Below are 15423 nucleotides of genomic sequence, written 5' to 3' on the forward strand. Positions count from 1 at the left end.
CTCGGCCATGAGCAGTTCTGCAAAGGGTGACGCGGTTCTGGCGCTGCATCGGTTCGGGATGGGACCGCGGCCGGGATCGATCGCAGCCATCGCGTCCGATCCGCGCGGCGCCTTGATCGCCGAGCTCGACCGTCCGCTGACACTGGCCGCGGCCGAAGGTCTGCCGTCGAGTGCGAAGGCGTACCGCACCGTTGCCGACGCCAATGCGCGGCGGACGGCCAAGGCCAAGCAGGCGCAGCAGCAGGCCAAGAAGCAGCAGGTCGCGACCGCCGGGACTGCGATGGTCGAAGGCGCGAGCGAACCGCAGAGCGACAAGCAAGCCCAGGACGCCGGCGATATGGCGGCGAAGAAGGCTGCCGATGCCGTTCCCGATCCGGGCCGGCCAATCTATCTCCAGGAAGCGAAGGTGCGGATCGAGGCCGCGCTCAACGCCGAGATCGGCTTTGCCGAGCGCCTGGTGTGGTTCTGGTCCAACCATTTCTGTATCTCGGCAAACCGTATTCAGAGCATGTCCGGCGCCTATGAGCGCGAGAGCATTCGCCCGAATGCGCTCGGCCTTTTCGTCGATCTGCTCCAGGCCGTCGAGATGCATCCGGCGATGCTGTTCTATCTCGATAACCTCGCCTCGATGGGCGCGAACTCGATCGCCGGCATCAACCGCAGTCGCGGTCTCAACGAAAACCTCGCGCGCGAAACGCTGGAGCTGCACACGCTCGGTGTGCGCACCGGCTACACCCAGGATGACGTGATCAGCTTCTCCAACGTGCTGACCGGCTGGACGCTGGTGCCGCCGGGCGACAATCCCGAGCATGGCGGTGAATTCACTTTCAACCCGCGCCTGCACGAGCCTGGCGGGCAGACCGTGCTCGGCAAGCTCTACGACCAGGAGGGGGTGGAGCAGGGGCGCGCCGTGCTGCGCGATCTGGCGGCGCATCCTGCGACCGCAACCCATGTCGCGAACAAGCTCGCCTGCCACTTCATTGCGGACACGCCGCCGCCGGCTTTGGTCGAGCTGATGGCAAGAACCTTCCGCGACACCGAGGGCAATCTCAAGGAGGTCGCCAAGGCGATGGTATCGTCAGAGGACTCCTGGAGCCTACCCGCAACCAAGCTCAAGCGTCCCAGCGAGTGGGGCGTCGCCATGGTGCGCTCGACCGGCATCACGCAGATCGATCCGACGCGCTTCACCGCGGGCCAGGAGCTGCTTGGCGAGCCACTGTGGCGCCCGCCGTCGCCGAAGGGTTATCCGGACGATGAGGCGAGCTGGATCGACGGCATTGGCCGGCGGCTCGACATCGCCAATAATTTTGCCGAGCGCGCGGCCGCGACCGCTGATCCTCACGACATCATCGAGAACGTGATGGGATCGAGCATTTCGCCCGAGGTGCGCCAGGCAGTCGATCGCGCCGAGAGCCGGCAGCAGGCGCTGGCGCTGCTGTTCATGTCGGCGGATTTCCAGAGGAGGTGAGCATGAGCTTTGCCAACCACCTGCCCACGCGACGCGAGATGCTGATCGGCTCGGGCGCGCTGTTCGCCTGGACGCAGATGCCGAAGATCGCGCGCGCGGAAGGGCGCGATCCGCGCTTGCTCGTCATCATCCTCCGCGGCGCGCTCGACGGGCTCGGTGCGGTCGCCCCGGTCGGCGACCCCGATTGGGTCGGCCTGCGCGGCGAGAGCGCGCTGCTGCTCGACGGCAAGACGCCGGCGTTGCCGCTCGATTCTTTCTTTGCGCTCAACCCCGCGATGCCGAACCTCTACCGGCTCTACAAGAAGCAGCAGGCGCTCGTCGTCCACGGCACCGCGACGCCCTATCGCGAGCGCTCGCATTTCGACGGCCAGGACGTGCTCGAAAGCGGCATCTCGAAGCCCGGCGCGGTCAGCACGGGCTGGCTCAATCGCGCGCTGGTCGCGATGGAATCGGGCGGCCGCGTCGATCCGGCCGGCAGTCGTGTGCTCGGCGTCGGCGCCGTCACTCCGCTGGTGGTGCGCGGTGCTGCGCCCGTGATGTCGTGGGTACCGCAAAAGCTGCTTCCGGCGAGCGCCGACACGCAGGGCCGCCTGCTCGATCTCTATCAGCACACCGATCCAAAACTCGCCGTCGTGCTCCAGGCGCGGATGCGTCTGGCCGCACTCGGCGGGCTGCCTGGGATGAGCGATCCGATGTCGGAGGATCCGACCTTCGCGCCGCCAGGCATTGCACGCGTGCGCGCCTATTTCGCTGAAGCCGCTGCCACGGCCGCGCGGTACCTCGCCCGGCCCGACGGCCCGCGCGTCGGCGCGATGGGATTTGTCGGATGGGACACCCACATCGCCGAAGGCGCGATCACGGGCCAGCTCGCCAATCTCCTGGGCGCGCTCGACGGCGCGTTCGCGGCGGTCGAGACCAACATGGGCGAAGCTTGGAACGAGACGGTCGTCGCCGTCGTCACCGAGTTCGGACGCACTGCGCGGATCAACGGCACCAACGGCACGGATCACGGCACCGGCACGGTCGCCTTCCTTGCCGGCGGCGCGCTGAGAGGCGGCCGCGTCGTCGCCGACTGGCCCGGCCTGAAGCCCGGGCAGCTTTTTGAGGATCGCGACCTCAAGCCGACGATTGACCTGCGCGCGGTATTGAAGGGGATCTTGAAGGACCATCTGCGTCTCGAGGACCGCGTGCTCGCGAGCGCGATCTTCCCCGACAGTGCGGACGTCAAACCGATGACCGGCCTCGTCGGTTGATGGGTTGAACAAAAGGCAATTTGCAGAAGGCAATCGAACGGGCGCGTCATGTACATCCCGAGCCAACGAGAGATCGAATTCTTGCTGAGCCTGCACCAGCACTGGCGGGTGCTGTACTGGCGCGAGCTCGCGCGTCTTCTCACCGAGACTGCGGTGCGCGAAGTCCAGCGCGAAGCGCACGCCGCCTTTTGGCGGGGGTCGCCAGGCTGACCTGCCGGGATGTGTCATGAATTTGGACACATTTCCGACTGTGGTTGAATCGCCACATCTTCCACGAAATTGCGCCGGCCGCAGCCCGGCTTTTTTTCCGACAAGGTTCTGCCCTCATTCCCCGCCGGACTAGGCCGATCGAAGGGGGGCGTACACCATGTCTCGCATCGAACGGTTTTCCCGGCTTCTGCTCATCGCCATCGGCGCAGCATCGCTCGCTGCTTGCGCGCAATCACCGGTCTCCCGGCAAAGGGCCGACCTCGGTGCCAGCAGGCAGGCCGCGGTCGAGCGTCGGCACGTGACACGCGTGGCGATTGCGCCCGTGCGGTCCGTGGTCAGGCGTCCGTCATCGACCGATAGCGCAGGACAGACGCAAGCGGCATCGCATGGCGTTGCCAGCTTCTATTCGTATGACACGGCGACCGCGAGCGGCGAAAAGTTCGACAAGAACGAATTGACCGCCGCGCATCCGACCCTGCCGTTCGGCACGCGGGTGCGCGTCACCAACGTCTCCACCGGCCGCGCCGTGACCGTCCGCGTCAACGATCGCGGGCCCTATGTCCGCGGACGGATCGTCGACGTGTCCTATTCGGCCGCCGAGGCGCTCGGCATGGTCAACCAGGGCGTTGCCAATGTCAGGCTCGACGTCGTGCAGTAGAAGCATGATCCGGAAAGGTGCGCAGCGGTTTTCCGAAAAGATCATGCTCAACCGACGACCTGAAGCGCGATGACGATTTGATCTAAAGCCATCGCGCTTCAGGCCACGCTTAACCGGCTGTTAGCCAACCCTGCCTCACCATGGGTTTGAGACACATCGAGGGGTTTGGGGAGGACGCGTGAACACGATCCAGTATCTTGAGGACCAGGCCGCGCGTGCCGAGCGGCTGGCGAAACGGATCACGGACACGCCAACGGTCGAAAAGCTCCTCTCCTTCGCAGGCGAGCGTCGCCGCGAAATCCAGGCGATTGCGGGAAAGCGCCGCAAGGCCTGATCGTTCCTTCTCAACCCATGCAGTAAGTGTATCGGACCTTCTGCTGTCCTCGGAGACTGAGGTCCCTTCGCGATCAGCGCGCGGCCAGATGGTGACGCGATCCCACACAGGACGAGGTCGGGCCGGTCGTCCGGTCGATATGATCGTCGACAAAATCCGTGAGATGATCGGGCAGGTCCGTGCCCTCGATGTCGCAGCGTGACCGGATTTCGGCGGCGACCTCGGCCGAGATGTCCTTGACCCAATGCTCCAGCGTGTTGAAGGCGAGAATACCGACGGGATCGCTGAAGCATCCGGCAAACAACTCGCGGACGATGGTTTCGACGTCGGGGCGCTCAATGCGGATATCCCTGGGGCCGCTGACACGATCCACCACCACGAAGATGGTCTGATCCGCGCCGTAGGGAACGTCCAGGGATGACAGACTGGCCTCAAGCATCTCAAGCCCTCGCCTCAGCTCCGATCCCTGATAACGGGAAAAAGAGGAAGATCGTTCCTGAGGGAGATGGCATCCGAAAGTCGAAGAAATCTCCGAGGTGCGCTCAGAGAAATTCGCGTAGTCGCGACAGCTCGACGATGTGGTCGGGCGAGAGCGTCTCGGTCACCAGTGGCGGTTGTGGCGCGGTGTGGATCTCATAGAGATGCCGGGTCGGTTCGGGCTTTTCCATCAGCGCGGTGATGCACTTATCGAGCGTGGCCTCGAGCACAAGATAAGCATTCCGGTCTTGCCGACGCCGGTTTCCGAGCGAAGGCCATTTGTGCAGGGTGGCGGGCGCATCGAAGTTCACTTTTGAGGCTGCGGCCGTCATCGCGTTGTGCTGCCTCGCCTCAAGCAAAAAGAACCCCCGCACGCGGTTTCGCGTGCCGGGGGCCACACCTATCGCTGCATCTCAATGCCACGAGCAAACAATGCGGCGGCACGGCGTTTGTTCCGGGGCGATGACGGATTTTTAAGGCGGTCGCATTGTGGGCCCGGAGGTAAATCTCCAGGCCCGCATATTGCATACTCTAACTCGCGGCGGCCGCTATCTTGCCCGGCACGGTCTGGCCTCGGCCATTTTCGTCGCCCTGTCGCATCTCCGGCGGAAGGCCGGCAAAGCGGCGCAGCGCCTCGGCCATCTGGATGCGCCCGGGCACTCCGGTGATGACAACGTCGACCATGGCGAAGGACGAGTGGAAGTGGCCGTGCGCCTTGAGCTGCTCGACCGGAACGCCGGCTGCGGCCATCGCCTCGCCGTAGGCGATGCCTTCGTCACGCAGCGGATCGAACTCGCAAGTCACCACGAAGGCCGGCGGCAGGCCCTTGAGCTGGCCGCGGATCGGCGAGGCGCGCGGGTCGGTGCGCTGGCTCGGTGCGCAGTACATGTCCCAGAACCAGAACATCAGCGACCGCGTCAGGAAGTAACCCGTTGCGTTCTCGCTGTAGGACGGACGGTCGAACGAGCAGTCGGTGACCGGACAGACCAGGAGCTGGCCGGCAATCGCAGGTCCGCCACGGTCGCGCGCGAGCTGGCAAGTGACAGCAGCGATGTTGCCGCCGGCGCTCCAGCCTGCAACCAGTACCGGTCCCGGCTTGCCGCCGAGCTCGGCCGCGTGCTCAGCGATCCAGCGCAACGCGGCGTATCCGTCCTCGGCCGCCGTCGGAAAGCGGTGCTCGGGTGCGTGGCGATAGCCGACGCTGACGAACATCATGCCGGTCCGCCGCACCATGTCGCGGCAGAACGGCTCGTCGGATGCCTGGTCGCCCAGCACCCAGCCGCCGCCATGGAAATAGACCACGACGGGATGCGGCCCTGGCGTCGCGGGCTTGTAAACCCGATAGGGCAGCGGACCATCGGTGCCCGGCAGCGTGCCGTCGACGATGTCGCCGATCGGCCGTCCGGCAGGACGGCCCTTGTTGAACTCGTTGACGAAGGCGCATGCACCTTGCGCGCCCATCGACTCGATCGGCGGCAGGTTGAGCGAGGCGAGCAGGTTCAGCACCAGCCGCACGTCTGGTTGCAGGCGAACGACCTCGCCGTCATTGCACTGTGCCGCACCGTTCGGCCCAGTGAGCTTGAAGCCGAGCATGCCGCGACTGACGACCTCGTCGCAAATGCTGCGATAGGGGCCGACGCCGCCGCAATAGGGCATCACGCCCTGCGCCTTGCCGGGCACGTTGGCGCCCGTGTACCAGGTGTTGGCGAGCCGGTGCAGGGTCACCATCGAGCAATCGGCCATATGCTGCGCCCAGCCGGCCTGCGCCTTGTCGGTGGCTTCCATCGTGGTGAAGCCCTGGTCGCGCAGCGCAGCGAGCCGGTCGACGACCCAGTCGGCATGCTGTTCGATGGACACCGCCATGTTCGAGAGCACCGAGGGGCTGCCCGGTCCCGTGATCATGAAGAAGTTGGGGAAGCCCGCAACGGTGAGACCGAGATAGCTCTCCGGCCCGTGCGCCCAGACGTCGGAGAGCGACTTGCCGCTGCGGCCGGTGATCGGATGCACCGCCTTGATGGCGCCGGTCATGGCGTCGAAGCCGGTCGCGAACACGATCACGTCGACGTCGATGTTGCGCTTGCCGGTGGCGATGCCGGAGGCGGTGATCGCCTTGATCGGCTCCTGCCGCAAATTCACCAGCGTGACGTTTGGCCGGTTGTATGTCGCATAGTAATTGGTGTCGAGGCAGGGACGTTTGGCGCCGAACGGATGATCGTCCGGCATGAGCACCGCCGCCGTCTCGGGATCCTTGACCGCGGCGCGGATCTTTTCTCGGATCAGGTCCTGGACGATCTTGTTGCCGTCGACATCGACCCCCTGGTCGGCCCAAAGCTGCGTCAGAATGTGAACGAGGTCGCCGGCTGCCCAAGCACGTTCGAAGCGCTCACGACGCTCGGCATCGCTGAGCTGCCAGCTCACCACGGTCTGCTGCGGATAGGGCACGCCGGTCATGGACTGGCGCGCCTGCTCGCGATAGGCGGCGCGATCGCCCTGCAACAGGCCGAGGCGATCGGCAGGCGCCGGACCGTTATGCGCGGGAAGCGCGAAATTCGGCGTGCGCTGGAACACGGTGAGATGCGCGGCCTGCTCGGCGATCAGCGGGATCGACTGGATGCCTGACGAACCCGTGCCGATGACGGCAACGCGCTTGCCAGCGAGATTGACGCCCTCATGCGGCCAGCGTCCGGTGAAGTAGATCTCGCCCCTGAAATCCCCGACGCCTTCGATCTCAGGCGGCTTTGGCGCGGAGAGGCAGCCGGTCGCCATGATGTAGTGGCGGCTGGAGACGGCCGGGCCGTTGCTGGTCGTGATCAGCCAGCGTTCGGAGGCGTCGTCCCATGTCGCTTCCTTGACCTTGGTCTTGAAGCGGATGTCGCGCCGCAAGTCGTAGCGATCGGCGACGAAGCCGAGATAGCGCAGGATCTCAGGCTGGGTCGCGTATTTTTCCGACCAGGTCCACGCCTTCTCGAGTTCGGGGTCGAAGGTGTAGCTGTAGTCGATGGTCTGGATGTCGCAACGCGCACCGGGGTAACGATTCCAGTACCAGGTGCCGCCGACGTCGTCCGCCTCTTCCAGCGCGACCGCATTGAGGCCCGCCTTGCGCAGGCGATGCAGCAGATAGAGCCCGGCAAATCCGGCGCCGACCACGGCGACATCGACTTGTTGAGGTTTGCCACCGGTGTCCGAAGCACGTGCTGCGACCATTGCCTCTGGCATGCCATTCCTCCCTGCGTTTTGTTTTGCGGGAGGCTATCGCCGCATGTGCAGTTTGTCATCAGGACAAATTCAATCCCCGGTAGTTGCGTTTACACGTCGCGCGAATTTCGCGCCGCTGCGCGCACCGCGACGCACAATGCGGAGGGCGCTATGTTTTTCGGGGTAATCAAGCGTGGCTGTTCCGTGTATGTTGGGTTCCCGGTCGAGGCTGGCCCGTTGAGCGTCAGACAACAAACTTGGATGCCAGACAAGAAGCGTCATGAACGAGTTGAGTGAGCGAACCAAAGCCAACATGGACGTGGTCCTGGAGGAAACCTGCCGCCAATTGCCGCACGGTGGCGACCACGACAGCCGCAGGTTCATTGCCGAGCGTTTGATCGAGGCGGCCAGTGCCGGCCACTCCACGCTCGGCGAGCTCGGCATCGTTGCGCGGCACGCGCTGGCGACACTGACCGCCAAGGACCATCAGGCATGAGCGATGCGGCGAACCCGGGCGCGCCTACGAGCCCGGGTTCTCTCTGCTTCAGCCGTCCTTGCCCCCGCGAGCGATGATTTCGGTCGCGCGGGCGCGCGTGATCCCGTGTTCGCCGAGTAACTGCGCCGCCGGACTGCGCGTCTCCGGGAAAATGCCGACCAGCATGTTTGCGCCCGTGACCACCGCGCGGCCAATTTCCTGCGCATGGACTTCGGCGCGTTGCTCTGCGCGCTGGAACGCAGCGGTGGGTTTGGCTTCTTCGCCGTTCTGCGTGCCGACGTTGTTCAGTCCGCGTTCGACATAGACCGCGAGGCTCGTCCGCAATGCGCCGAGATCGGCATTGCAGGCCTGCATCACGGCCGAGGCGTCGCTGTCGTCGAGCAGAGCCAGCAGCAAATGTTCGAGCGTCGCGTATTGATGCCGCCGCTCCGTGGCCGAGCCGAGCGCCCGGCGCTTCGTTGCCTCGAGCTCCGGCGTCACCGGTCGTCCGAAGTCCATGAAGGCATCGACCTGCTTGAGTCGCGCGACCGGATCGATCGTTGCCAGGAGGCCTTGCTTGTCGGCGATCGGCAGCCGCATGCGCGTCGCGATGATGTCGGCAACGCGTCCGGGGTCGCGGGTCTGTTCGAGCTGTGGCCACACCCCGGGAATGCGGATGTCGCGGGCCGCCGCGTAACGTTCGAAGCGCTTGACTGCGCGCAGGATCAGCTCCGGTGCGTCGGGGATCGGTCCTTCGCCGAGATCGGTGACGTCAGCCTGAAAGGCGCCGGTCTCGCCGACGAAGCGGTGGATCAGCACGCGCCGGTTGACTTGTGTGAGCACTTTCAGCGTGCCGTCGGGCAGCGGTTCCAGCTCGATCAACTGAGCGATGACGCCGATGGGGTGAATGTCCTCGAAGCTGGGCTCGTCGATGCCGGAGTCCTTCTGCACGACCAGCACGACCTCGCGCCGGCGCTCAAAGGCCTGGTCGAGCGCCTGCATGGTCTTCGGACGTCCGACGAACAGGGGGTAGGTGGCCGCCGGAAACGGAACGAGGTCGCGCAACGGAACGGCAGGATAGCTCGTCATCGTCGACTGTGCCGTTTCTTTCGTCACCCGTGCAGGCGATGTCCTAAGGTCGCTCCGATCGGCGTGAAGCATCGCCGACAACGTATTCCAGTCGGCGACGCCGAACATCTTCGACACCAGTTCCAGGCTTTCGCCGTGGCTGATGCTGATCGCCTTGGTGTGAAGGGATTCGCGCAGGGTCTGCGCCATAGCTTTGGCATCGCGAAAATCGCGCATCGGTATCCGTCCTCTGCTGTGAGCGAACCAGGCGTGTCAGGCGGTTGCGTTGCTGACCCGGTCGCTCGGGCAAAGGAAGGCCGATGAAGGCTTCGATACGTTCACCGTCCCGTGGCGGGTGCAACCGGCAGGTCGTATCAACCTGACGAAAAATTGGCGCAAAGACCGTCCGGTGTCAATGTTGTCGCGCAGAGTTTCCGACGAGGAGCCGATACGGTCGTCTTGCCTCGCCGCACGGCGCGGACGTAAATTGTGGGGCGACATCTTGCGAGACCCTGCCGATGCGGCCCTTGCTTGCGCTCGTTGCGGCTTTCGTCGCCTTCGCTTGCGACAACCCGGGAGTTGCCCAGGTCGGGCAATTCCCGTTTGCGCTCACGCGCGAGGGACAGATGCTCGGTGGCGTGGAAGGCGACATCTCCTCCTTCAAGGGCCTTTCCTATGCGATGGCGCCAATCGGACCGCTGCGCTGGCGTGCGCCGCAGGACGCGCCCGAAAGTTCGGAGATGCGCACCGCCTACGACTACGGCCCGGCCTGTCTTCAGCCGCAGATCGCGCAGGCGAGTGAGCATTGCCTCACGCTCAACGTCTTCAGGCCGTTCGGCGTCGACGGTCCGTTGCCGATCATGGTGTTCATTCACGGCGGCGATTTCGTCAACGGCACTGCCAACGATCCCCTGTTCGACGGAGCGAAGCTCGCGCAAGGAGGCCTCATCGCGATCACGCTGAACTATCGCCTCGGCGCGTTCGGCTGGCTCGTGCATCCCTCGCTTGCCGAAGAGGCGTCCGGCGGTACCACGGCGAACTATGGCCTGATGGACCAGATTGCGGCGCTGCAATGGATCCACGACAATGCCGCGGCGTTCGGCGGCGATCCCGGCAACGTCACCTTGTTCGGCTCCGGCGCCGGCGCGACATCGATCGCGCTTCTGATGCTGTGCGAGCGGTCGCGCGACTTGTTTCAGAAGGCGATCCTGCAATCGCTGCCTGGTCGCGAGCGTCTGCGTTCGCGCGAGGCTGCACAAATCGTCGGTAAGGAATTCGTCGATGTAGCTGTACGCGACCAGAAGGAATTCGATCTGCGCACGGCCGATCCCAGGCTGCTCCTGAAGGCCGAAAAGCTCTTGCTCGCAAAGTCTCCGCGCAGCTTCGGTCCTGTCGTGGACGGAGTGCTCGTGACCAGCGATATCGCCGCCGGCTTCGGGGCAGGGCGGCAGAGTCGCATTCCCCTGATCATCGGCTCCAACGACGATGAGACTGGCTCCGACAATGAGCCGGACGCCAAGAAAGAGCTCGGATTGGCCGGCGCCTCGACCGACGCGCTGCGGCAGCTCTATCCCGAAACCTCCGGCGAGCCGGCCGAGCTTGCAGCGCGGCTGTATACCGACAGGATTTTTACCGAGCCCGCACGGCTGCTTGCGCGCCTGCATGCGGCGAGCGGTGCGCCGACGTTCCGCTATCGGTTCGGCTATGTGCCGGAAGCTGAGCGCGCGAGCCGTGAGGGTGGCCACGAGCGCGAGCTTCAGTTCATCTTCGGCGTCGAGGGCGTGCCGGGTGCCGGCGTGTTGTCGCGCAGAGATCGCGAGGTCGGGCGCGCGTTGCGCAGCTACTGGATCAACTTTGCCAAGACCGGCGATCCCAATGGCGGGGACCTGCCGCACTGGGACACCAACGGTGATCGCGACCAGTTGCTGCTGATCGCCAATGAGCGGATATCCGGCGGCGCCGATCCCTGGTCGGAGCGGCTGGACCGGTTGGAGCGCCGAAGTTCGAAAGAGTAGGTCAGTCTCGCTTTAGGCGGCGAGCTCGACGCGGGGAGCCAGCGTCAGCCGGTCTTCCTCAAAAAAGTCCATCGCGCCGTCCTTCTCGACGGCGTAGAACTGCTGCCCCTCGCGCGACTTGTAGGCGGCGCGGACGACCCCGCGGCGGCCCTTGTCACTGTTGACGACGTCCCCCAGCGCAAACTTTGCCATCTTGATTCCCGAAAGCGATATACTGGCCGAGTGCTTCGACCGTGGACGGATTTTGGGCGGCAAATCGTTAACGACTTGCTAACCATACGCGTTTGCCCGATGCTCCCACCTCCCGAAAGAGACGAGCCGATACCCATGACGAGACTACCGACTTTCTTCCTGTCGCATGGCGGCGGTCCCTGGCCCTTCATGGAAGACAGGCGGGTGCAATACGCCAGAACCGCGAGAGAATTCAGCGCCCTTCCGCAGCGCCTGCCGGCAAAGCCCAAGGCCGTTCTTGTGATCACCGGCCATTGGGAGACGGATGAGTTCACGGTATCGACCGCGGCGCATCCGCCGATGGTCTACGACTACTACGGTTTCCCCGAGCATACCTACCACTTGAAATATCCCGCGCCCGGCGAGCCGGCGCTCGCGGCGAAGGTCAAGGCGCTTCTGCAGGGCGCGGGCGTCGATTGCCGGGAAGACGGTAATCAGGGATTTGACCACGGCACCTTCGTGCCGCTCGGGTTGATGTATCCCGACGCCGACATGCCGATCGTGCTGTTGTCGCTGAAATCGACCTACGATCCGGCCGAGCATATCCAGGTTGGGCAGGCCCTCGCACCGCTGCGCGACGAGGGCATTTTGATCGTCGGCAGCGGTCTCACCTATCACAACATGCGCGGCTTCGGACGCGCGGAGTCCAAGCCGGTGTCGTACGATTTTGAGGCCTATCTGAACGAGGCGATCACCCAGGCCGATCCCAAGCGGCGCAATCAAATGCTGATCGACTGGCAGAACGCGCCAAGTGCACGGCTCGCCCATCCGCGCGAGGATCATCTGATCCCGCTGATGGTCGCGGCCGGCGCCGCCGACGGTGACATCGGCCATCGCCTGTTCGTCGACGAGGTCGCCAGCGTTGCGATGGCGTCGTACGAGTTTGGCGGCTAGCCGTATTTCAGCTTCATGCACATTATGCCGCCCGCGAGCACGATGGTGATTGCGTTGGCAACGACGAGCGGAGCGTCGCCCGAGAGTAGGCCGTAGACGAGCCACAGCACGAGGCCGAGCACCATCATGAGGAACATGCCGAGCGAGATGTCCTCGGTGGAGCGGGTCTTCCAGACCTTGATGAATTGAGGGGCGTAGGCGAGGGTGGTGCAGGCTGCAGCAGCAAACCCCAGCATCTTGATGACGAACGGTTCCATGCCGGCTCTATAGCACTGATTCGACCGCTGAAATGCGACAGCGAACCCCGTTCAAACCTGGCGTGACACGATGATGTCGCGATAGAGCGCGGCATATTGGCCGGCCCGGTTGCGCCATGAGACGTCAGTTGTCATGCCGCTCCGCTGCAAGCGTCGCCAGGTCAGATGATCGTGGAAGGCGATGTTGGCCTTGCGCAGCGCGGCGCCGAGATTATCCGACGTCACCGGGCCGAACTTGAATCCGGTCGCGGCATTGCCTGATACGTCTGCCTCGCCGATGTCGACCACGGTGTCCTCCAAGCCGCCGACGCGCGCCACGATGGGGACAGCGCCATAGCGTAGCGCGCAGAGCTGCGTCAGCCCACAAGGCTCGAAGCGCGACGGCACGACCAGCGCGTCAGAGCCGGCCTGTACGAGATGCGCGAGGATCTCGTCATAGCCGATCACGGCGGCGATCCGCCCCGGATGCGCGCGCGCTGCGGCCTGGTAGCGATCCTGGAGGTCCGCATCGCCGCTGCCGAGCAGCGCAAGCTGCATGCCTTCGCCAAGAATTGTCGGGACGTTCTCCAGCAATAGATCGAGGCCCTTCTGCCAGGACAGCCGGCTGATCACGCCGAGCAGCAGCGAGTCCGGCGAGGGATCGAGGTTGAACTGGCGCTGCAGCGCCGCCTTGTTCGCCGCGCGGAATGCCAGCTCGTCGGCATTGAAGCGGTAGGCAATGTGCGGATCGGATTCCGGATTCCACACCGAGATGTCGATGCCGTTGAGAATGCCGCTCAGCGCGCCGGAGCGCTCGCGCAGCAAGCCGCCGAACCCCATGCCGCCTTCGTCGCTCTGGATTTCCTGAGCATAGGTCGGCGACACCGTAGTGATGCGGTCGGCGAATTGCAGGCCTGCCTTCAGCAGGCTGATCGATCCATAGTACTCGACGCCGTGGATGTTGAAGGAGCCCGGCGGCAGCCCGAACGGACTGAGCATCTCGTAGGGAAACTTGCCCTGATAGGCCATGTTGTGGATGGTCATCACCGTGCCGGGCCGCGGCCGGTCGGCATAGTGCAGATAGGCCGGTGCGAGGCCCGCCTGCCAGTCATGGGCGTGCACGATGTCGGGCACGAAGGAGGGGATGGCGCCGAGCCCGATCTCGGCCGCCATGCGGGAGAGCGCGGCGAAACGCAGGCCGTTGTCGGGCCAGTCGTGGCCCTCAGGCGTCACGTAGGGGTTGCCGGGACGGTCGAACAGATGCGGCGCGTCGAGCACGAGCAGGTCGAATCCGTCGCGCGCGCCGCCGAGCACGCGCACCGGACCGCCGAAAAACTCGTCCCAGCGCAGCAGTTCATCCGCGCCGGGGAGGGCGCGGATGACGCTGGGATAGCCCGGCAGCAGCGTCCGCATGTCGACGCCGTGTGCCATCAGCGCAGCGGGGAGCGCGCCGGTAACGTCGGCTAGTCCCCCTGTCTTGATGATCGGATAGATTTCGGAGGCGACCGCAAGGACGCGGATGGACGTCATGTATCGAGCCCGTCGATCATCGGCTGCGTGATGAGGGATATGCCCTGTTCGGTGGTGCGGAACCGCTTGGCGTCCTCCTCCGGATCCTCGCCGACGACCAGGCCCTCGGGAATCTCGACGCCACGGTCGATCACCACGTTCTTCAGTCGCGCGCCGCGGCCGACATTCACGTACGGCATGATCACGGCGTTCTCGACATTGGCATAGGAGTTGATGCGCACGCCGGTGAATAGCAGCGAGCGACGCAGCGACGCGCCCGAGATGATGCAGCCGCCGGAGACGAGCGAACTCACCGCCTGTCCGCGCCGGCTCTCCTCGTCATGGACGAACTTTGCCGGCGGCGTGATCTCGGCGTAGGACCAGATCGGCCAGGACCGGTCGAACAGATCGAGCTCCGGCACCACATCGGTGAGGTCGATATTGGCAGCCCAATAGGCGTCGACGGTGCCGACATCGCGCCAGTAGCTGCGCTTGTCGTCGCCTGTTCGCACGCAGGAGCTCGAGAACTGATGCGCGATGGCGCGGCCGTGCTTGACGATGTGGGGAATGATATCTTTGCCGAAATCGTGAGCGGAGTTCGGATCGGCGGCGTCGCGCTTCAACTCGTCGAACAGAAACTTTGAGTCGAAGACGTAGATGCCCATGCTGGCGAGCGACTTGTCGGGCTTGCCGGGCATCGGCGGCGGATCGGCCGGTTTCTCCAGGAACGATTTGATGACGCCGTCATCGTCGATATGCATGACGCCGAATCCGCTCGATTCCGTGCGCGGCATTTCGAGGCAGCCGACCGTGACGTCGGCGCGGCTCTCGACATGCTGCTTCAGCATCAGCTCGTAGTCCATTTTGTAGATGTGGTCGCCGGCGAGCAGCACGATGTACTTCGCGCCATGGGACTCGATGATGTCGATGTTCTGATAGACCGCGTCCGCCGTGCCGACGTACCACATCGATTCCGAGACGCGCTGGCTGGCGGGGAGGATGTCAAAACTCTCGTTGCGCTCGGGCCGGAAGAAGTTCCAGCCCATCTGCAGATGTCGGATCAGGCTGTGCGCCTTGTACTGGGTCGCGACCGCGATGCGACGGATGCCGGAATTGACCGCATTGGACAGCGCGAAGTCGATGATGCGGGACTTGCCGCCGAAATAGACGGCAGGCTTGGCGCGGCGGTCCGTGAGCTCCAGCAGCCTGCTGCCCCGCCCACCGGCGAGGACGAAGGCAAGCGCCTGCCGCGCCAGCGGCTCATTTCCGACTCTACTCATGCAATCCTCCCGAGGACTCTTGTTTTATCGCAGCGAACCTTCCGTTGCTGGAAGGCCGGCCGAGCCGCCACGGCATCGAATTCTAGCGGCACGGCTAACAATTCGGAAAGCGGCATGTTG

The 15423-nt window shown here is 64.6% G+C and carries 16 protein-coding genes; 8 read left to right on the forward strand and 8 right to left on the reverse strand.

Annotation, left to right across the window (positions count from 1 at the left end):
• Positions 1–7 precede the first annotated feature (7 nt).
• The 5 genes from KUF59_RS12100 (at position 8) to KUF59_RS12120 (ending at position 3923) form a co-directional block, all read left to right on the forward strand.
• Positions 8–1468: a DUF1800 domain-containing protein gene (locus tag KUF59_RS12100; protein WP_212457214.1), complete on the forward strand. Its 1461-nt coding sequence runs from the start codon at positions 8–10 to the stop codon at positions 1466–1468.
• A 2-nt stretch (positions 1469–1470) separates the two neighbouring features.
• On the forward strand, positions 1471–2721 hold the full coding sequence (locus tag KUF59_RS12105) for a DUF1501 domain-containing protein (protein ID WP_212457213.1): 1251 nt from the start codon (positions 1471–1473) through the stop codon (positions 2719–2721).
• A gap of 48 nt (positions 2722–2769) precedes the next feature.
• Positions 2770–2931 carry a hypothetical protein gene (locus KUF59_RS12110; protein WP_212457212.1) on the forward strand — a complete coding sequence of 54 codons (162 nt, stop codon included), beginning with the start codon at positions 2770–2772 and terminating at the stop codon, positions 2929–2931.
• Between the two features lie 157 nt (positions 2932–3088).
• Positions 3089–3589, forward strand: a complete 501-nt coding sequence (locus KUF59_RS12115; RefSeq protein WP_212457211.1) for a septal ring lytic transglycosylase RlpA family protein — start codon at positions 3089–3091, stop codon at positions 3587–3589.
• 178 nt (positions 3590–3767) lie between these two features.
• Positions 3768–3923, forward strand: a complete 156-nt coding sequence (locus KUF59_RS12120) for a hypothetical protein (RefSeq protein ID WP_212457210.1) — start codon at positions 3768–3770, stop codon at positions 3921–3923.
• A 73-nt stretch (positions 3924–3996) separates the two neighbouring features.
• Here the strand turns inward: KUF59_RS12120 and KUF59_RS12125 are convergent, their stop codons facing one another.
• The 3 genes from KUF59_RS12125 to KUF59_RS12135 form a co-directional block, all read right to left on the reverse strand.
• Positions 3997–4362: a hypothetical protein gene (locus tag KUF59_RS12125; protein WP_249140170.1), complete on the reverse strand. Its 366-nt coding sequence runs from the start codon at positions 4360–4362 to the stop codon at positions 3997–3999.
• 103 nt (positions 4363–4465) lie between these two features.
• Entirely contained in the window at positions 4466–4732 is a 267-nt protein-coding gene (locus KUF59_RS12130) for a hypothetical protein (protein WP_212457209.1), read from the reverse strand.
• A gap of 199 nt (positions 4733–4931) precedes the next feature.
• Positions 4932–7616, reverse strand: a complete 2685-nt coding sequence (locus KUF59_RS12135; RefSeq protein WP_212457208.1) for a flavin-containing monooxygenase — start codon at positions 7614–7616, stop codon at positions 4932–4934.
• Positions 7617–7875: 259 nt separating this feature from the next.
• Here KUF59_RS12135 and KUF59_RS12140 point away from each other — a divergent pair, with 259 nt between their 5' ends.
• Positions 7876–8091 (forward strand): hypothetical protein, encoded by a 216-nt coding sequence (locus KUF59_RS12140; protein ID WP_212457207.1) that lies wholly within the window; start codon positions 7876–7878, stop codon positions 8089–8091.
• 48 nt (positions 8092–8139) lie between these two features.
• On the opposite strand, the gene KUF59_RS12145 is transcribed toward KUF59_RS12140, so the two are convergent.
• Positions 8140–9375 (reverse strand): LON peptidase substrate-binding domain-containing protein, encoded by a 1236-nt coding sequence (locus KUF59_RS12145; protein ID WP_212457206.1) that lies wholly within the window; start codon positions 9373–9375, stop codon positions 8140–8142.
• Positions 9376–9656: 281 nt separating this feature from the next.
• Here KUF59_RS12145 and KUF59_RS12150 point away from each other — a divergent pair, with 281 nt between their 5' ends.
• Entirely contained in the window at positions 9657–11153 is a 1497-nt protein-coding gene (locus KUF59_RS12150; protein ID WP_258769489.1) for a carboxylesterase/lipase family protein, read from the forward strand.
• Positions 11154–11165: 12 nt separating this feature from the next.
• Here the strand turns inward: KUF59_RS12150 and KUF59_RS12155 are convergent, their stop codons facing one another.
• On the reverse strand, positions 11166–11345 hold the full coding sequence (locus KUF59_RS12155) for a hypothetical protein (protein WP_212457204.1): 180 nt from the start codon (positions 11343–11345) through the stop codon (positions 11166–11168).
• A 135-nt stretch (positions 11346–11480) separates the two neighbouring features.
• On the opposite strand from KUF59_RS12155, the gene KUF59_RS12160 reads away from it, so the two are divergent.
• Entirely contained in the window at positions 11481–12278 is a 798-nt protein-coding gene (locus KUF59_RS12160) for a DODA-type extradiol aromatic ring-opening family dioxygenase (protein ID WP_212457203.1), read from the forward strand.
• On the opposite strand, the gene KUF59_RS12165 is transcribed toward KUF59_RS12160, so the two are convergent.
• From KUF59_RS12165 to glgC, 3 genes are read right to left on the reverse strand one after another with little or no spacing between them, the layout of a single operon-like run.
• Positions 12275–12535, reverse strand: a complete 261-nt coding sequence (locus KUF59_RS12165) for a SemiSWEET transporter (RefSeq protein ID WP_212457202.1) — start codon at positions 12533–12535, stop codon at positions 12275–12277. The two genes, KUF59_RS12160 and KUF59_RS12165, sit on opposite strands and share 4 nt — an antisense overlap.
• Before the next feature lie 51 nt (positions 12536–12586).
• Positions 12587–14044 carry a glycogen synthase GlgA gene (glgA, locus tag KUF59_RS12170; protein ID WP_212457201.1) on the reverse strand — a complete coding sequence of 486 codons (1458 nt, stop codon included), beginning with the start codon at positions 14042–14044 and terminating at the stop codon, positions 12587–12589.
• Positions 14041–15303 (reverse strand): glucose-1-phosphate adenylyltransferase, encoded by a 1263-nt coding sequence (gene glgC, locus KUF59_RS12175; RefSeq protein WP_212457200.1) that lies wholly within the window; start codon positions 15301–15303, stop codon positions 14041–14043. Before glgC ends, glgA begins: the two co-directional genes overlap by 4 nt.
• Positions 15304–15423 lie beyond the last annotated feature (120 nt).

It is taken from the genome of Bradyrhizobium arachidis, from assembly GCF_024758505.1.
Lineage (GTDB): Bacteria > Pseudomonadota > Alphaproteobacteria > Rhizobiales > Xanthobacteraceae > Bradyrhizobium > Bradyrhizobium manausense_C.